This window comes from Kribbella italica (assembly GCF_014205135.1).
GTDB lineage: Bacteria > Actinomycetota > Actinomycetes > Propionibacteriales > Kribbellaceae > Kribbella > Kribbella italica.
On sequence record NZ_JACHMY010000001.1, the window covers coordinates 1,926,993 to 1,945,273 of the forward strand.

Here is an 18,281-nt window from a genome sequence, read left to right on the forward strand (position 1 = left end):
ATGGTGAAGACGACTGATCCGGTGCGGTCGGCGCGGTTGCCGCAGCGGGGGTCGGGGAGTGCGGCGGCGGACCGGCTGAAGGGGTTCGCGTCGTTGCTGGCGGTGCTTGCGATCGTCGGTGGCGTGCCGTACGTGCTGCTGACGTTCTTCGGCAGGCCCTGGCCCGACGAGATTCCCTCGCGGGACGTGTTGTTCAGTGAGCTGAGCATCGAGACGGTGCTGGGCATCATCGGGTTCTTCGTCTGGCTGGCGTGGGCGCACTTCGTGGTGTGCCTGGTTGCCGAGGCCGTGGCCGAGGTGCGGGGGCATGGGCTGTCGCCGCGGATCCCGTTGGGTGGTGGCTCACAGTCGCTGGCTCGGCGGCTGGTGGCGGGAGTGGTGCTGATCGCCGGTTCGGCGGCGGTGACGCTGCCGGTCGCCAACGCGGTCACGACGGCCGGTGTCGCGCCGACGTCGGTCAGTGTGTCGCAGGGCGGTGACGACTCCGCCTCGACGTACCGGCAGACCGAGAAGCGCAGCACGGTGCTCAGCGGTGGGCACACCGGCGTACGGACCAACAACGACCAGACCGGTCAGGTGGTCAAGTACACCGAGGTCCGGCCGCCCGAGGGGCGCAACTACGACTGCTTGTGGGACATCGCCGAGCGGTACCTGGGCGAGGGTCGTCGCTACAAGGAGATCTACGACCTCAACAAGAACAAGCTGCAGCCCGACGGCCGCCGGCTGACCAACCCGGACCTGATCATGCCGGGCTGGCAGGTCCGCCTGCCCGCCGACGCGAAGGGCCCGGGCGTGCACACGGTGCGCGTCGCGATCGACACGCCGACCCCGGTCCAGCAGGACGACAAGCTGTCGCCGAACACCAAGGACACCAAGGAGAAGGTGACGCCGAAGGTCGCCGCCAAGCCGACGGCGAAGGCCTCGACCGACGCGAAGCCGGGGACCGGCACCCGCTGGTTCGAGGAGCAGGGCACCGAGAAGCCGTCGTCGGTCTCGATCGGCAGCGGCGCGGGCGTCAAGGACACCAAGCCCGCCGAGCCGAGCATCGACGTCACCCAGCCGCACGGACCCGGTACGACGGAAGCTCAGCCCGGCGACCCCGCCGCGGGCGGCACGAAGGTGCCGGACGTGGTCGTCGAGTCGGACAGCGGGATCAGCGGGACCGAGGCCGGGATCTACGGCTTCGGGGCGACCCTGCTCGCCGCCGGTCTCGCGGTGGCGCTGAAGCGCCGGCGCGGCTGGGCCCTGGGCCCCGGCCCGAAGGCGGCGTCCGGGCGGCAGACCGAGATCAACCTGCGGCTGGCGGCCGACGTACCGACCGCGCAGTTCGTCGACAACTCGCTGCGCCAGCTGGGCGCGAGCATGACCGAGGCGAACCGGATGATGCCGGTCGTCGTGGCCGCGCTCGTCACCGACCGCGCGCTGACGCTGGTGCTGGAGCCGGGGGAGAACCAGGCCCCGCCGCCCGCGCCGTGGCAGGTCATCGCCGACGGGCGCCGCTGGGTGCTGCGCCGGGCGTACGCGCCGACGGGCGACGTGACCGCGCCCCCGCCGTACCCGACGCTGGTCACGATCGGCCGGAACGCCGACGGCGCCACCGTGCTGGTCGACCTGGACACCGCGCGCGGTGTCGTCAGCTTCGGCGGGGTCACCAACGCGTCCCGCGACGTCGTCGGATCGCTGGCGGCCGAGCTGGCCACGAACCTGTGGTCCGAGGGCGCGCACGTGAGCATGGTCGGCTTCGGCGACGACCTGTCGTCGCTGGCCCCGGCCCGGTTGAGCTACTGGACCCGGCTGGAGGACGCGCTGCAGGAGGTCACCCGGCGTACCGACAACCAGGTGCAGGCCTGTGCCCGCCGCGACGCCGACTCCGTGGCGACCGCCCGGATGGCCTACCCCGACGCGATGCTGTGGGGCGCGGAGATCATCTTCGTGTCCGCTCCGCCGTCGCTGGAGGAGCAGCAGCAGCTGGGCCGGCTGGCGGCCGACCCGAAGCGCTGTGTCGCGGTGGTCGTCGTCGGTGACGTGCTCGATGCGCCGTGGCGATTCGTCGTGGACGAGAAGAACCAGGCGGTCTGCCGGCTGCTCGGCCTCGAGGTCGATGCCCACAGCATCAACCCGGCCCAGTTCGCGGATCTGGTCGCGCTGTTCGAGACGGCCGAGTCGGAGGCGCGGGACAAGCGCCGTACGGAGCAGGACATGCCGGCGTACGAGTTCTCCACGATGGACCTCAGCCAGGCGGCGCCGGTCGAGGTCGACCTGCTCGGCCCGGTCGAGATCGACGCGCGCGGGCCGATCGACCCGGGCCGGGTGCAGCTGGCGACCGAGATCGTCGCGTTCCTGGCCGGTCAGGACTACGGCGTCCACCCGAACGTGCTGGCCGGCTCGATCTGGCCGCGCGGCATCAGCGACGAGCTGCGCAACGCGGCGCTGGAGCACACCCGCCAGTGGGTCGGTGTCGACGCCATGTACGCCGACGAGTCCGGCCGCTGGATGCTGAACCGCAGCGTCGTACGGGTCGACTGGGACGTGTTCCGCACGCTGGCCAAGCAGGCCGAGCTGATGGACGACCCGCGTCAGCCGCTGTCGACGGCGCTCAGCCTGGTGCACGGCCAGGCATGGTCGGGGCTGCCGGCCGGGCGGTACTCGTGGCTCGCGGCCGCCGGCATCGAGCGGCGGATGGCCGAGTCGGTCGTCGACGCGGCGCTCAAACTGGCCGAGGCCAGCCTGCGCCACAACGACGGCAACCTGGCCCGCACCGCCCTGCAGACCGGCCTGAGCTTCGCCCCGGCGTCCGAGGAGCTGTGGCGCGCGACCCTGCGCCTCGCGTCCCACTTCGGTACGACGGACGACGTCACGGTGATCGCCGGCCAGATGTACACGGCCCTGTCCAAGCACGGCGGCCCCCGCGGCGCCGAAGCCGAGACCGACGCCCTGGTCGACGAGCTCCTTCCGGGCTACCGGCGCCCGGCAGCTGTCGCGTAGTACGCCGTACGCAAGCGAAGGGCCCGCTCCCCGATGGCTGGTTCTAACGATCCCCGCAACACCCTGGATTTTCAGGGAGTTGTGGGGATCGTGGTTTCTGGGGAGTTGAGGGCGAGGTTCTTCGAGGTGCTGGATCGTGAGGGCGGCAGTATTTCGGGTGCTGCTCGGGTGGTTGGGGTGAGTCGTGCGACGGCGTACGGGTGGGCTCGGCGGGCTGGTGTGCGTGGTCGTGGGAAGACGGGCACGGCCGGGCATCCGGGGCGGTCGGAGTACGACCGGTTGCGTGCGGGCGGGGTGCGGCGCCGCGATGCGGCACGGCAGGTCGGGGTGCATGAGCGTACTGCGCAGGACTGGGACCGGGGGGTCCGCAAGATCGGTGACGCGCGCCTGCACACTGATGGTCGCCGGATCGACTACAAGACCGGTGTGACCACCATTGCTGTTGCGGCAGGGCCGTGTCTTGCGGCCGTCGAGGCCGAGCTGCATGCTCGGTTCCTCACGGTGACCGAGCGGGAGTTGATCGCTGATCTGCGTCGCCGGGGCGATTCGCTGCGGGCGATCGGGCGGGCGCTGGGCCGGTCGGCGTCCACGGTCAAACGCGAGATCGACGCCCGTTCGGTCGAGGGCGTCTACCGGCCGCACCGGGCGCAGCGGGCCTGGGCAGCCAGTCGTGCACGGCCCAAGGAATCGATGCTGGCCCAGGAGGGCCGGCTGCGCGGCTACGTCGCGGGCAAGCTGCGGGAGCAGTGGTCACCTGAGCAGATCTGTCAGGCTCTGGTCATGGAGTTCCCCGACGACGAGGGCATGCGGGTGAGCCCGGAGACGATCTACCAGGCGATCTATGTCCAGGCCCGTGGTGGGCTGCGCCGCGAGGTCACGGTCGCGCTGCGCACCGGGCGCACCCGCCGCAAACCCCGCCGCAGGCCCGAGCAGCGCACGCCCCGGTTCGTCGACGAGATGGTGATGATCTCCGAACGCCCTGCAGACGTCGAGGACCGGGCGGTTCCTGGCCACTGGGAAGGCGATCTGATCGTCGGCACCCGCAACGAGTCCGCGATCGTGACCCTGGTCGAACGCTCGACCCGCTACGTCATGCTCGGGCACCTGCCCGGCGGGCACACCGCCGAAGAGGTCCGCGACGTGCTGGTGGTCTTGATCCAGACCCTGCCCGCACATTTACGTGGCTCGCTGACCTGGGACCAGGGTTGCGAGATGGCCGCCCACAAGCAGTTCACCGTGGCAACCGGCGTTCCGGTCTACTTCTGCGACCCGCACTCGCCCTGGCAAAGGGGATCGAACGAAAACACCAACGGCCTGCTACGCCAGTACTTCCCCAAGGGCACCGACCTGTCCGCCCACAGTCCCGAAGACCTCGAACACGTCGCCCAGAAACTCAACGGCCGACCACGCAAAACGCTCGACTGGAAAACCCCAGCCGAGCGCCTGCGTGATCTACTGACAACCACATAAAACCATCAGGTGTTGCGAGGACCCCGAGAATCTGCCGATGGGGAGCGGGCCCTTCGTCGTACAGGGTGTCAGAGGGTCTGCGCGCCCCAGGTGTCGCAGGCGGTCATGTCGCCGGAGTCCATGCCGGTCTTGAACCATCTCATCCGCTGCTCGGCCGTGCCGTGGCTGAAGCTCTCGGGATTCACCTGCCCCTGCGTCTTCTGCTGGATCCGGTCGTCACCAACGGCCGCCGCCGCGTCGAGACCGCGGCTGATGTCGTCCTCGCTGAGCTCGCTGATCAGGGTCTTGCCGCTGCGGTCGGGGACGGTGGTCGCGTGGTTCGTCCAGATACCGGCCAGGCAGTCCGCCTGCAGTTCGGAGCGGACCGAGTCGGAGGTGGGACCTTCACGGCTCTTGATCCGGTCGAGGATGCCGTACAGGTTCTGGATGTGGTGCCCGTACTCGTGCGCGACGACGTAGGCCTCCGCGAAGGGCCCGCCGCGGGCGTCGAGATCGGTCTGCAGGGTCTTGAAGAAGCCGATGTCCAGGTAGACCCGCTTGTCCGGAGGGCAGTAGAACGGCCCGACCGCGCTCGTGGCCGGTCCACACGCGGTGTTGACCTGGTTCTCGAACACCCAGAGCACCGATTTGGTGTACTTCTTCCCGCGCCGGGGGAGTTCGGCGGCCCAGAAGTTCTCGATCGAGTTCTGGTAGGCCACGAAGCGGCAGTCGGGATTGGAACCCACCTGGCTGCCCTTCTTGCAGGTGTCGAGGTTCCCCGCGGCGGTGTTGCGGACCGTGGGCTCCTCGGAGCCGCCGCCCACGCCCGGGATGCCGCCGGTCAGCAGGAGGATGACCACGAGCAGGACAAGGCCGCCGACGCCGCCGCCGACCGGGATGCCCATCCCGCCGGGCAGCAGACCGCCGCCACCGCCACCGCTGCCGCGGGTGTCCTCGACGCCGCTGGTGTCCAAGTCGGCGTCCGGGTTGAATTTCACAGCACCTACACTAGACCTGGACACGGAGTAGAGGCCGCCTCGTCACGTGGCGTCGCCGACACGTGTCCCACCCCTGCCACCCGACTTTGAGGACCCCTGCGCCGCCATGATCACCGCCACAGACGTCGAGGTCCGCGTCGGGGCCCGGCAGTTGCTCGCGCCGGCGTCCTTCCGGGTGGGGCCCGGCGACAAGGTCGGCCTGGTCGGGCGCAACGGCGCCGGCAAGACGACGCTGACCAAGATCCTGGCCGGTGAGGGCCTGCCGGCCAGCGGTTCGGTCAGCTCGTCGGGCGAGATCGGCTACCTCCCGCAAGACCCGCGGACCGGCGACCTCGCCGTACTGGCTCGCGACCGGATCCTGTCCGCCCGCGGCCTCGACGAGGTCGTACGGCGGATGCGCAACGCCGAGAAGCAGATGGCCAGCTCGGACGACAAGACCCGCGAGAAGGGCATGCGGCGGTACGAGCGCGCCGAGGCCGACCTGCACGCCGCCGGCGGGTACGCCGCGGAGTCCGAGGCCGCCCGGATCGCGGCGAACCTCGGGCTGCCGGACCGCGTCCTCGGCCAGCCGCTGAACACGCTGTCGGGTGGTCAGCGCCGCCGGGTCGAGCTGGCGCGGATCCTGTTCGCGCAGGCCGAGACGCTGCTGCTGGATGAGCCGACCAACCACCTGGACGCCGACTCGATCGTCTGGCTGCGCGACTTCCTCAAGCAGTACCCCGGTGGCGTGATCATGATCAGCCACGACGTGAACCTGCTCGAGGAGACCGTCACCCGGGTCTTCCACCTGGACGCGAACCGCGCCGAGATCGATGTCTACAACGTCGGCTGGAAGGCGTACCTGACCCAGCGCGAGACCGACGAGCGCCGCCGCAAGCGCGAGCGGGCGAACGCGGAGAAGAAGGCCTCGCAGCTGGTCGACCAGGCCAACAAGATGCGCGCGAAGGCGACCAAGGCGACCGCGGCCCAGGGCATGCTGAAGCGGGCCGAGAAGCTGATGGCGTCGCTGGAGGACGTGCGCGCGTCGGACCGCGTCGCGAAGATCTCGTTCCCGACGCCGGCGCCGTGCGGCAAGACGCCGCTGATGGCCAAGGAACTGTCCAAGTCGTATGGGTCGCTGGAGATCTTCACCGATGTCGACCTGGCGATCGACCGCGGCTCGCGGGTCGTCGTCCTGGGTCTGAACGGTGCGGGCAAGACGACGCTGCTGCGGGTGCTGTCCGGGATCGAGAAGTCCGACACCGGCGAGATCATCGACGGGCACGGGCTCAAGCTCGGGTACTACGCGCAGGAGCACGAGACGCTCGACGTCAACCGGACCGTCCTGGAGAACATGAAGTCCGCGGCCCCGGACCTGAACGAGACCCAGGCGCGCTCGGTGCTCGGCTCGTTCCTGTTCAGCGGCGACGACGCCGACAAGCCGGCCCGCGTGCTGTCGGGTGGTGAGAAGACCCGGCTCGCGCTGGCGACGCTGGTCGTCTCGGCGGCGAACGTGCTGCTGCTCGACGAACCGACCAACAACCTGGACCCCGCCTCGCGCGCCGAGGTGCTGAACGCGATCCGCTCGTACACGGGCGCGATCGTGCTGGTCACCCACGACGAGGGCGCGGTGGAGGCGCTCGAGCCGGAGCGGGTTCTGCTGCTGCCGGACGGCGTCGAGGACCTGTGGACCAACGAGTACGCCGACCTGGTGTCGCTGGCCTGAGACGTTTTCCACAGCCGATCAGGACGCCCCGGAATCGGGGGTCCGTTCCCGTATGTTCTTGGGCATGGAGAACAACGGACTGCGGTTGACGGTGGACGGACCGGTCGCGCGTGTGGTGCTCGACCGGCCGGAGGTGCGGAACGCGCAGACGCCCCGGATGTGGCGGGCGCTCGCGGAGTTCGGGGCGAGTCTGCCCGCGGACGTCCGGGTGGTCGTGGTGTCGGGGGAGGGGCCGTCGTTCTCGGCCGGTCTCGACCGGGCGCTGATGACGGCCGAGCCGGTCGAAGGTGATGAGCCGCTGCTCGCGCTCGGGACCAAACCGGTCGATGAGGTGTACCAGACGATCTCCGAGATCCAGGCCGGGTTCTCCTGGTTGCGGAAGCCGGAGATCATCAGCATCGCGGCGGTTCAGGGGCATGCGGTGGGCGCTGGGTTCCAGTTGGCGCTGGCCTGCGACCTGCGGGTGCTGGCGCCGGACGCCAAGTTCAGCATGCGGGAGCCGGCGCTCGGGCTGGTGCCGGATCTCGGAGGGACGCAGCCGTTGGTCCAGCTCGTGGGATATTCGCGGGCACTGGAGATCTGTGCGACCAGCCGGTGGGTGGAGGCCGCCGAGGCCAAGGAGATCGGGCTGGCGAACATCGTCGTACCGGCGGAGGAGCTGGAAGGCACGGTCAAGGATCTGACCGATGCGCTGCTGACCCCACTCGTCGGCGCGATCCGGGAGACGAAGGCGCTGTTGCTGGGGGCTGCCGATCGCTCGTACGAGGAACAGTTGAAGGCCGAACGGGAGGCGCAGCAGCGGCGGCTGGCGGAGTTGGCGTCGTACCTCGGCTGAATGAGTCGGGAAGAAGCTGCCGACCTGGAGTGTTGTTGAGGTTGCCGGATGATCAGCGGGGAGGAGCCGAATGTCGTCAGGGATGCAAGGGAGCCGCGGCGGCGCGATGAGCTGGCGGCGGCAGGACGCGTCGGTGGTGAACCAGAAGCTGGCGAAGGGCACGGTCCGGCGGATCGTGCGGTTCGCCCGGCCGTTCCGGTGGCAGATCACGGTGTTCCTGGTGCTCGTGGTGGTGTCGGCGTTCCTGGTGATCGCGTCGCCGCTGCTGCTCAAGAAGATCGTCGACGACGGCATCAGCAAGGGCAACGCCGGCCTGGTGACCGGCCTGGCCCTGCTCGTCGCGTTGCTCGCGATCGTCGAGGCTGGCCTCGGCCTGGTCCAGCGCTGGTACTCCGCGCAGATCGGTGAGGGGCTGATCTTCGACCTGCGGACGAAGGTCTTCGGCCACGTGCAGAAGATGCCGGTGGCGTTCTTCACCCGCACCCAGACCGGTGCGCTGGTTTCCCGGCTCAACACCGACGTGATCGGTGCCCAGCAGGCTTTCACCTCGACGCTGTCCGGCGTCGTCTCGAACATCATCAGCCTGATCCTCGTGATCGGCGCGATGCTCCTGCTGAGCTGGCAACTGACGCTGGTCGCGATCCTGCTGCTGCCGGTCTTCCTGGTCCCGGCCCGGGTGCTCGGCCGACGGTTGGCCGCGCTGACCCGCGAGCAGATGCAGCTGAACGCGGACATGTCGACGGCGATGACCGAGCGGTTCAGCGTCGGCGGCGCGCTGCTGGTGACGCTGTTCGGCCGGCCGTCCGCGGAGAACGCGGAGTTCGGCGAGCGCGCCGGACGGGTCCGTGACCTGGGGATCCGGACCGCGATGCTCGGGCGGGTGTTCTTCACCGCGCTGACTTTGGTCGCCTCGCTGGCGACGGCGCTTGTGTACGGCGTCGGCGGCAACCTCGCCGTCCGGGACACGCTGACCATCGGCACGCTGCTGGCGCTGGTCGCGCTGCTTGGCCGGCTGTACGGGCCGTTGACCGCGCTGTCGAATGTGCGGGTCGACGTGATGACCGCGCTGGTTTCGTTCGAGCGGGTCTTCGAGGTGCTCGACCTCGAGCCGATGATCCAGGACCGGCCGGAGGCCGAGCCGCTGCCGGCCGATGCTTCTGCGTCGGTGACGTTCGACGAGGTCGCGTTCGCGTACCCGACGGCCGATCAGGTCTCGCTCGCGAGCCTGGAGTCGGTCGCCGTGCTCGACAAGCGCGCGTCGTCGCAGGTGCTGCACGACGTGAGCTTCACCGTCGAGCCGGGACAGATGGTCGCGCTGGTCGGACCCTCGGGCGCCGGCAAGACGACGATCACGAACCTGGTCGCTCGCCTGTACGACGTGACCGGGGGAGCCGTCCGGGTCGGCGGGCACGACGTCCGCGAGGTGACGCTCGAGTCGCTGCACGACGCGATCGGGTACGTCACGCAGGACGCGCACATGTTCCACGACACGATCCGGGCGAACCTGGTCTACGCCAAGCCCGACGCGACCGAGGACGAGATGATCGAGTCGCTGGCTTCGGCTCAGGTGTGGGACCTGGTGTCCACGCTGCCCGACGGACTCGACACGGTCGTCGGCGATCGTGGCCACCGGCTGTCCGGCGGTGAGCGGCAGCGGCTGGCGATCGCCCGGTTGCTGCTGAAGGCGCCGCACATCGTCGTACTGGACGAGGCGACGGCTCACCTGGACTCGGAGTCCGAGGTCGCCGTGCAGCAGGCTCTCGACACCGCGCTGGAAGGCCGGACGTCGCTGGTCATCGCGCACCGGCTCTCCACGGTCCGCAACGCCGATCAGATCCTGGTCGTCGACGAGGGCACGATCGTCGAGCGCGGGACCCACGAGCAGCTCCTTGCTCTGAACGGCGAGTACGCCGATCTCTACCGCACGCAGTTCGCGGAGACGCCAGCGGCTGTGTAGGCGTCCACCCTCCGGGTACCGGCCGAAGCACAGACCTATCAGCGGCCATACTGTTGATAGGGAACGGCATTGTCCTGACGTGAGGGAAGGACTTCGGGATGATCAAGTACGCACTGGTCCTGGGCGCGGGGTACGCCGGGTTCCGGCTGGCCTACAACTCCGAGGACGGTGTCCACTACGGCAAGGTCGGCGACCAGACGCTGCGGCGAGGACTGTCCCTCTTCTTCGCCGCCCTTGCGGCCGGCCTGACCTACGCTGCCGTGATGCTGCACTGAGTTGCGTAGTTACTTCAACCAGCGCAGCGCTGCGTCCGCGCAATCGTCCGGACTGCTGTTGAACGCGATCGCGGCGGTCGGCGCGTGCTGGCGGACGAGATTGATGATCTGCTCGAACAGTTCGAGCAGTGGGTCGTCCTTGCGGAGGCCGCCGCCGACCACGACGCATTCATAGGCGCCGCTCGCGAGAGCTTCGGCGACCGCTTGCGCGGGCTGGTCGTCCGGTGCGACCAGGCACCAGTCTGCGGTCAGGCCGAGGTCGTCGAAGCGGTCCCGTCCGCGGGCGATCGCGGCCAGGACCGGCTCGGGGTCCCAGCCTTGGAGCTGGGCGGGGTCGAGGCCGATGACCAGCACCCGAGCAGTGCTTGCTCCCGCGGTGCTTGGCCCCGCGCGGCCGGCCCCTGTCGCGCCGACCACGCCGCCGCCCGCGTGGTCGGCCTCGGCTCTGCCGTCGGTCGTGGCTTCGTTGCCGGGGTGTTGCATCGAGGGTCTACTTCTCCGCCTTCTCCGGGTCGTGCTCCAGCAGATGCAGGACCGGTACGCCGAGGTGCCGGCGGGCGGTGTTGGTCCAGTCGAGGTGGAAGAACTCGGCGACGATGTGCGGCCGGGTCAGGATGATGACCTCCTGGCCGTTGACCTTGTCGACCGTCGCGGTGAGGGCGTCGATCGGGCGGTCGTGCGAGATCCCGCCGACGGCGTCGTGGCCCAGGTCGCGCAGCCGTTGAACGCTGCGGCCGGTGCAGTCGCGGGCCTCGCTGTCGATGGCCTTCTGGGCCTCGGCGAGTTCCTCGCGCTGATCGACCAGGCCGGCGCCGTACAGATCGGCCGTGCCGAGGGCGCTGATCGACGCCTCGACGCCCGCTTCGGCGTTGTGGCACGGCACGAGCACGTGGTACTTCACCGGCTCGGGCATGTCCTGGTGCAGCTCGACGACCCGGTGGGCGTCCTCCTGCGAGAGCTCCTGCTCGACGAGCAGTACGACGTCGTACATCGCGGTACCTCCGGTCCTACCAGTCGGTATACCTCCATCATGCCCCGTCCGCGGGCAGAATGGCCGCATGCAGCTCCCCGTAGTTCCTCCGGTCAAGCCGATGCTCGCCAAGCCGGTCAAGCAGATGCCGGACGGAGACGTCAGCTTCGAGCCGAAGTGGGACGGGTTCCGTTCCATCATCTTCCGCGACGGCGACGAGGTCGAGATCGGCAGCCGGAACGAGAAGCCGATGACGCGGTACTTCCCCGAGCTGGTCGAGGCGGTCAAGGCGAACCTGCCCGAGCGCTGCGTGATCGACGGCGAGATCGTGGTGGTCGGCGCCGAAGGCGACCGGCTCGACTTCGAGGTGCTGCAGCAGCGGATCCACCCCGCGGCGTCGCGGGTGAAGATGCTGTCCGAAACGACGCCGGCGCGGTTCGTCGCGTTCGACCTGCTCGCGCTCGGTGACGAGGACTACACGCAGCGACCGTTCGCCGAACGGCGTACGGCGTTGGAGAAGGCGCTCGCCCCGGCGAAGTCGCCGATCCACCTGACCCGGACGACGACCGACAAGGCGCTGGCGACCGAGTGGTTCCACCAGTTCGAGGGTGCCGGGCTGGACGGCGTGATCGCGAAACCGCTGGACGGTCTGTACGAGCCGGACAAGCGGACGATGTTCAAGATCAAGCACGAGCGCACGGCGGACTGCGTCGTCGCGGGCTACCGCGTGCACAAGAGCGGCCCGAACCGGATCGGCTCGCTGCTGCTCGGGCTGTTCAACGCCGAGGGCGCGCTGGCCAGCGTCGGCGTGATCGGCGCGTTCCCGATGGCGCGACGCGAGGAACTGTTCGAGGAGATGCAGGAGCTCGTCACCGACTTCGACAACCACCCGTGGGCGTGGGCGAAGCAGGAGGAGGGCAACCGCACTCCCCGCAACGCCGAGGGCAGTCGCTGGCAGGCGGGTAAGGACCTGAGCTTCGTCCCGCTGCGGCCGGAGCGCGTCGTCGAGGTCCGGTACGACCACATGGAAGGCGTTCGCTTCCGTCACACCGCACAGTTCGTGCGCTGGCGCGACGACCGTACGCCGGAGTCCTGCACGTACGAGCAGCTCGAGGAGCCGGTGAAGTTCGCGCTCGACGACGTACTGGGCTGACTAGATCCTGGTCAGCAACTGCTGGAGGCTCTCTGGGGTCAGGCCGAGACCGGGGAACGACGCGATGCTGCTGATCGGGAAGTTGCCGATCAGCTTCAGCAGGTCCGGGCTGGCCAGGATGCCCCGCGGGTTGCCGTCGGCATCGACCCCGATCAGCTCCCGCAGCGCCACGGCGCCGGCCGGGTGCTCCAGCCACTCCTCGAGCGTGGCCATCTCGTCGAGGTGGGGGAGCAGGGGCGGCGCGTCGATGTCGACGGTCGTCGTCAGGCGCAGGTCGCGGGAGGACGCGCCGACGGAGAACTCGAAAGCGCCGCCTTCGACGACCCAGCGACCGTGCTGCGTCGACCAGTACGAGAGGTCGCGGGCGCTCAGGGTGAAGTTGACGTCGACACTCTCGCCGGGGTCCAGGGAGAGCTTCACGAAGCCTTTCAGCTCACGGACCGGACGCCGGACACGGGCGACCGGATCGCCGACGTACAACTGCACGACTTCCTGGCCGGCGCGGTCGCCGGTGTTGGTAACCCTGCAGTTGAGGTTGACCCCAAGGTCGTCGTCGACGGTCACCGTCAGATCGTCGTACGCGAAGGTGGTGTACGACAGGCCGTGGCCGAACGGGTAGCTGACGTCGCGCCCGACCGCGTCGTACCCGCGGTACCCGACGTACACGCCCTCGCCGTAGCGGACCTGACCGTGCTCGCCGGGGAAGTTGAGGTACGCCGGGGTGTCCTCGAGCCGAAGCGGCAATGTCTCGGCGAGGCGGCCGGAGGGGTTGACCTTGCCGAGCAGTACGTCGGCAACGGCACCGCCGGAGGCTTGACCGGCGAGCCAGCACTCGACGATCGCCGCTGGGTGCCGCTCCCACGGCGCTAGTCGTACGGCGGATCCGTTGCTCAGGACAACGATCAGGCGGAGGTGTGCTGCCGCCAGCCGGTCGAGCAGGGCGAGCTGGTTGGCGGGGAGGTCGAGGTGGGTGCGATCGAAACCCTCGGACTCTTCTGCGGCCGGGAGGCCGAGGAAGACAAGTACGTGGGATGCACGAGAGGCAAGCCCGACAGCCTCATCAGCAAGCTCTGTGCCACTGTCACCGCCACCGTCAGTACTCCCACTGCTGTCACCGCCGTCACCAGCGCCACCGTCACCGGCTGCCTCGCCGATGGTGAACCCAGCGGCGAACTCCAGCGGGACATCGGCCGGCAGCGCGGCCCGGAGCTCGTCGAAGGCGCTTTCCACCCGCGTCGGGTTGACCTGCGAGCTGCCTGCACCCTGATAGCGCGCCGTCCGGGCGAACTCGCCAATCACCGCAACCAGTTCGCCAGCCGCCGGCTCCAAGGGCAGCGCCGCGTTCTCGTTCTTCAGCAGGACGATGCTCGCGCCCGCGGCCTCACGGGCGAGCGCGTGGTGCTCATCGAGGTCGAAAGTCCCGGGCGCGAACGAGTCCTGGACGACTGACTCAGCCCGTTCCGAGGTGTCGGCGGCAGTCGACGTGCCGCCCTGATTCGGAGTGCCGGCCGGGTTCGACGTGCCGACCGCGTGCTCGCCGGCTGCCGCGCGCGACGCCAACTGGAGCATTCGTTCCACCGCTCGATCCAGCACAGCTTCGTCGAGCGCACCCGATGCCACGGCCGCGACGATCGCCGCGTCGCTGATCCCCAGCTTCGGCGGCATCTCCAGGTCGAGCCCGGCCGCCAGCGCCGCGACCCGGTCGTGCACGGCACCCCAGTCGGACATCACCAGCCCGTCGAAACCCCACTCGTCACGCAGTACGTCGGTCAGCAGCCAGTGATTCTCCGACGCGTAGACACCGTTGATGCGGTTGTACGAACACATCACCGTCCACGGCCGGGCGCTGCGCACCACGTACTCGAAGCCGGCCAAGTAGATCTCTCGCAGCGTCCGCTCGTCGACCTCGGCACTGACGCGCAACCGATCGGTCTCCTGGTTGTTCACCGCGAAGTGCTTGAGCGAGGCACCGACACCTTGGCTCTGCAGCCCGTCGACCAGTGCCGCACCGAGCACACCGGAGATCAGCGGATCCTCGGACAGGTACTCGAAGTTCCGCCCACACAGCGGCGACCGCTTGATGTTGATCCCCGGTCCGAGCACCACCGCGACACCTTGAGCCCGCGCCTCGACGCCGATGGCAGCGCCAACTCGCCGTACGAGGTCGACGTCCCAGGACGACCCCAGCGCACTCGCGGTCGGGAAACAAGTCGCGGGCAGACTCCCGCCGATCCCCACATGATCGCCTTCATCCGGCTGCCGCCGCAGGCCGTGCGGCCCGTCGGCCACCATCACCGCCGGTACGCCGAGCCGCTCGACCGCCGCGGTGTGCCAGAAGTCCGCCCCAAGACAAAGCGCCGCCTTCTCCTCAACCGTCAACTGCCCCAAGATCGCGCCCACCTCGTCAACCATCTGATCAGCTAACCACCCCCACCGAACTCACGGCGGGACACGAACGGAGAGGAAAGTGGCACCCGGCTGCGGAGGGGCACCGACGCCCACCACTGACCAACCCGCGCCGACCACCCACCCGCACGGCGTGTCGACGGCGTGTCGCCGCCGCGCCTGCAGGTTGGACAGTGGTGGGCGTCGCAGGCCCGCCGCAGCCGATCGAGCGAGGCCGGACCACGCGGGCGACTCCTGCGGCTGTTTGAAGAACTACTGGGCCGCGGGCCCGGCGCTCCACCAACCGGGCTGACCACCACCCGCAGGGCGTGTCGCCGCAGTGCATGCAGGTTGGACGGTGGTGGGTGTCGCAGGCCCGCCACGGCCGGTCGAGCGAGGCCGGACCCCGCGAGCGACTGCTGCGGCTCCGCGAAGACCCGGCGGGTCGCGGGCCGGTGGCCGGGCGCAGCCCTGGGCCGAGCCAGCTCCGGCGCTGCGGGCTGAGCCGGTAGGGCGGTCGCTCGGCTGCATCTGATCGGGTGCCGCGATCCTCGTCTCGGCCGGCACCGCGGTCGAGGGCTCGTCCCGCCTGCTTGGTTGGTGACCGTCCTGCGCACGGCCAACCAGGCCGCTCGGGCCGGACACTCGCCTGTACGCCGGGAGCGAGCGATCCGACGCTGTCGCGGTGGTCCAGGTCGAGGTCGAGGTCGACCAGCCCAGCGGTGCCCTCACCGCAACGGGACGCCGCTGCTGGGCGAGCGATCGGCTGCACGACCGGCGGCCGGGGCACGACCGGTGGCCGGGGCACGACCGGTGGCCGGGCAACCCATCGGCTGCACAACCGGCGGCTGGGTAACCCGTCGGCTAGGCAACCCAGCGGCCCGGGCAACCGAGCGGCCCGGGCACCGAGCGGCCGGGTGATCGGCGGCCGGGGAACCGGTGACTGGGTAATCGGCGACTGGGCAAGTGACTGAGCAATGGCGGGTGCGAGCGGCGGGTGTGCGAGCGGGCGTGCTGGACAGTGAACCGCTGGTCAGCGGACAATTCCGGAATGACCTCCGGCCTGGAACTCACGCGTCCCTCGGACCGTGAGCGGGACGCTGCGCTGGAGATCCTCCGCGAGGGCGCCGGTACCGGGCGGTTGTCGCAGGACACCTTCGTACGCCGGATGAACTTCGTGCTCGGTGCGCAGAGCCGTAGCGAGTTGCGCGACGCCACGCACGATCTGCCGGGCCGTGAGCCGCGGGCGATCGCGTGGTTGCGTGAGCTGGTCTCCAAGATCCCGCACGTCTCGCTGACCCCCAGAGCGAAGTCGGCGTCGCTGCCGGGCCTGGCTCTGCCGCCCGCCGGCTCGCCGACGATCCGGATCGGTCGCGGCCCGGGGGCCACGCTGCGCATCGCCGATGCCTCGGTCTCCCGCCGGCACGCCGAACTGCGGCACGTCGGCAACGGCTGGATGGTGCGCGACCTCAACTCGATGAACGGCACCCACCTGAACGGCTCGCGGATCACCTCCCCGACCGCAGTCCGCGCCGGCGACATCCTCCAGTTCGGCTCGGTCCTCTACACCCTCACCTGGTCCGACTTCCGCTGACCACGGACCTGGTACGCCGCACCTGATGCTCGTACGCCGTGCCTCGGCCCGGGCAAGCCGGACCTGGGCCTCGCGTGCGCCGGACCTCGGCCCTCGTACGCCGGACCTGGGTCCCGCGCATGTCAGCCCGGAGCCCCGTGCTCCGGGCCGGAGCCCGTGCGCTGGACCTGAGCCCGTACACCGGACCTGAGCCCCGTACGCCGGGCGGATGCCGACGTACGCCCGACCTGCGCTCGTATGCGCCGGACCTCCGCCATGGGATGCCGGACCTGAGGCACGCACGCCCGACCCGGGGTTCGTGTGCGCCCGACCTCGGCCGTGGGATGCCGGACCTGTGCCACATACGCCCGACCTGGGCCCGTGTGCGCGGACCGAGGCCCGCGTTCGCCCGACCTGGGCTCGTGTGCGCGGACCGAGGCCGCGTCCGCCCGACCTGGGCTCGTGTGCGCCGGGCTGAGTCCCACGATCGCCGACCTGGGCTCGCGCGCCGGACCGAGGTACGACCAGGTGCCGGATGATCTGCCACACATGCTGTGCCGGCCGCGTGGGTCGAGCCCGTGGACGGCCCGGCGATCTCGGTCCGCAGACCTGGGCTCGTGTGCGCCGGACCGAGGTCCACGTACAACCAGCTTCCGGATGATCTGCCAGATGGTGTGCCGGCTGCGTGGGTCGAGCCCGGTGGACGGTCTGCCGGCGATCACGTTCGCCGACCTGGGCTCGTGTGCGCCAGACCGAGGGCCCGGTCGCCGACCGGGGATCGTTTGGGTCGGACCTACAGCTCGCGCTCAGGTGGTTTCGGCGTTTGGGGTGTATGCGCCTTCTCCGGCGAACTCGTCTTTCGGCCGGCAGGAGCCTTCGTCCCCGCTCCCGCGACCCCGTCGAAGGCGAGCGCGCTCGCGGCCTTGGCCTGTGGATCGACCGCCGCCGCCTGGGCAGCGCCCTCCCCGGACTGCGTCGGCGGCTGCGCCGACTGCGAGGAGCCCTCACCGGACTGTGTCGGCCCAGCCGTCGACTGGGTGGCGCCCGGTTCAGGTTGAGTGGCTGTGTCCTGGGACTGTGTTGCGACCTCCGGCCGCGCGCCGGCCTCGGCCGACTGCGCGGAGCCGGCCTGCTCTTGCGCCCCGACCCCGGACCCCGCCCCAGCCCTCGGCTGTGTGCCGGCCTCCGCCGACCGCGCGGAGCCGGCCTGCGCTCCGGCCTCGGGCTCCGTCCCAACCCCCGGTCGCCCGATCTCCGGCTGCGCGCCGATCGCCGGCTGCGAGCCGGCCTCGGTCGACCGCGCCGAGCCGCTCTGCTCCTGCGCCCCGACCCCGGACTCCGCCTCAACCCCCGGCCGCCCGGCCTCCTCCGACCGGCTCGCACCCTGCTCGTTCTGTCGTCCTTGCGTGAGCTGCGGGGACGTCCCGCGGTCCTGCTCGGGGACCACCGAGTTCAGGGTCTGGGCGAAACCCCTCAGATCCTGCTGCTTGGCCATCTTGTCGATCAGGGCGGATACCGTGTTCGGGTCGCGCTGGTTGCGGCCGACCATTTCTCGCATCGCCTCGACCATCCGCGCGGGGTTCTCGCGGGTCAGGTCGGACAGGAACTTGGACAGGCGCTGGACCTGCATGGCGTGGGGTCCGGTGCTGGGTGGGTTGAAGTCCTTGGTGTTCTCGGTGACGAGGACCGTCGAGTTCGAGTGCACGGCGCCGGCGAGGACGTGCTTGTCCTTCGGGTCGGCCTGCATCTGCTGCTCGAGGCTGTCGATGCGCTCGACCATCGCCTGTGGGAAGGCCTGGTTCATCTGTGCGATCCGGCGTTCGATCGCGCCGGCCGGCAGCCCCTGGGGAGCGTTGCGGCGGACCTCGTCCATCACCTCGGCGTTCCACCGTGGCTGGAACTCGTCGCGGAACGCGAGCGTCAGCAGGACGTCGGTCTGCAGCGAACCGCGCAGGACGTTGGCGTCGAGAAAGGCGCGCCGGGACGGATCGGCCAC

Annotated in this window: 13 protein-coding genes; 8 read left to right on the forward strand and 5 right to left on the reverse strand. The window is 70.0% G+C overall.

Annotated features, from left to right (window positions below):
* Together HDA39_RS09040 and HDA39_RS09045 are read left to right on the forward strand one after the other, a co-directional pair.
* Positions 1 to 2,985: an AfsR/SARP family transcriptional regulator gene (locus HDA39_RS09040; RefSeq protein ID WP_184794778.1), complete on the forward strand. Its 2,985-nt coding sequence runs from the start codon at positions 1 to 3 to the stop codon at positions 2,983 to 2,985.
* 294 nt (positions 2,986 to 3,279) lie between these two features.
* Complete coding sequence (locus HDA39_RS09045; protein WP_184805761.1) at positions 3,280 to 4,455, forward strand: IS30 family transposase; 1,176 nt, start codon at positions 3,280 to 3,282, stop codon at positions 4,453 to 4,455.
* A gap of 68 nt (positions 4,456 to 4,523) precedes the next feature.
* Here the strand turns inward: HDA39_RS09045 and ypfJ are convergent, their stop codons facing one another.
* Complete coding sequence (ypfJ, locus tag HDA39_RS09050) at positions 4,524 to 5,432, reverse strand: KPN_02809 family neutral zinc metallopeptidase (protein ID WP_184794779.1); 909 nt, start codon at positions 5,430 to 5,432, stop codon at positions 4,524 to 4,526.
* 106 nt (positions 5,433 to 5,538) lie between these two features.
* Between ypfJ and abc-f the strand changes: the two genes are divergently transcribed.
* The 4 genes from abc-f to HDA39_RS09070 all read left to right on the forward strand — a co-directional run bounded on the left by abc-f (position 5,539) and on the right by HDA39_RS09070 (position 10,204).
* Complete coding sequence (gene abc-f, locus HDA39_RS09055; protein WP_184794780.1) at positions 5,539 to 7,137, forward strand: ribosomal protection-like ABC-F family protein; 1,599 nt, start codon at positions 5,539 to 5,541, stop codon at positions 7,135 to 7,137.
* Positions 7,138 to 7,201: 64 nt separating this feature from the next.
* Positions 7,202 to 7,972: an enoyl-CoA hydratase/isomerase family protein gene (locus HDA39_RS09060; protein WP_202892916.1), complete on the forward strand. Its 771-nt coding sequence runs from the start codon at positions 7,202 to 7,204 to the stop codon at positions 7,970 to 7,972.
* Positions 7,973 to 8,042: 70 nt separating this feature from the next.
* Positions 8,043 to 9,929, forward strand: a complete 1,887-nt coding sequence (locus HDA39_RS09065) for an ABC transporter ATP-binding protein (protein ID WP_202892917.1) — start codon at positions 8,043 to 8,045, stop codon at positions 9,927 to 9,929.
* 98 nt (positions 9,930 to 10,027) lie between these two features.
* The gene (locus HDA39_RS09070; protein ID WP_184794782.1) at positions 10,028 to 10,204 is read left to right on the forward strand and encodes a hypothetical protein; all 177 of its coding nucleotides are present in this window, start codon (positions 10,028 to 10,030) and stop codon (positions 10,202 to 10,204) included.
* Positions 10,205 to 10,213: 9 nt separating this feature from the next.
* Here the strand turns inward: HDA39_RS09070 and HDA39_RS09075 are convergent, their stop codons facing one another.
* Both HDA39_RS09075 and HDA39_RS09080 read right to left on the reverse strand, forming a co-directional pair.
* On the reverse strand, positions 10,214 to 10,687 hold the full coding sequence (locus tag HDA39_RS09075; RefSeq protein ID WP_202892918.1) for a hypothetical protein: 474 nt from the start codon (positions 10,685 to 10,687) through the stop codon (positions 10,214 to 10,216).
* A gap of 7 nt (positions 10,688 to 10,694) precedes the next feature.
* On the reverse strand, positions 10,695 to 11,195 hold the full coding sequence (locus HDA39_RS09080) for a hypothetical protein (protein WP_184794783.1): 501 nt from the start codon (positions 11,193 to 11,195) through the stop codon (positions 10,695 to 10,697).
* Positions 11,196 to 11,262: 67 nt separating this feature from the next.
* Between HDA39_RS09080 and HDA39_RS09085 the strand changes: the two genes are divergently transcribed.
* Positions 11,263 to 12,327 carry an ATP-dependent DNA ligase gene (locus HDA39_RS09085; protein ID WP_184794784.1) on the forward strand — a complete coding sequence of 355 codons (1,065 nt, stop codon included), beginning with the start codon at positions 11,263 to 11,265 and terminating at the stop codon, positions 12,325 to 12,327.
* On the opposite strand, the gene HDA39_RS09090 is transcribed toward HDA39_RS09085, so the two are convergent.
* A complete protein-coding gene (locus HDA39_RS09090) occupies positions 12,328 to 14,739 on the reverse strand; it encodes a glycoside hydrolase family 3 C-terminal domain-containing protein (protein ID WP_184794785.1) in 2,412 nt (803 codons plus the stop codon). It lies immediately after the preceding gene.
* A 1,024-nt stretch (positions 14,740 to 15,763) separates the two neighbouring features.
* On the opposite strand from HDA39_RS09090, the gene HDA39_RS09095 reads away from it, so the two are divergent.
* Positions 15,764 to 16,306: a DUF1707 and FHA domain-containing protein gene (locus tag HDA39_RS09095; RefSeq protein ID WP_184794786.1), complete on the forward strand. Its 543-nt coding sequence runs from the start codon at positions 15,764 to 15,766 to the stop codon at positions 16,304 to 16,306.
* 772 nt (positions 16,307 to 17,078) lie between these two features.
* Here HDA39_RS09095 and HDA39_RS09100 read toward each other — a convergent pair.
* Positions 17,079 to 18,281, reverse strand: coding sequence for a VapC50 family PIN domain-containing toxin (locus HDA39_RS09100; RefSeq protein ID WP_184794787.1), 1,203 nt, complete (start codon positions 18,279 to 18,281; stop codon positions 17,079 to 17,081).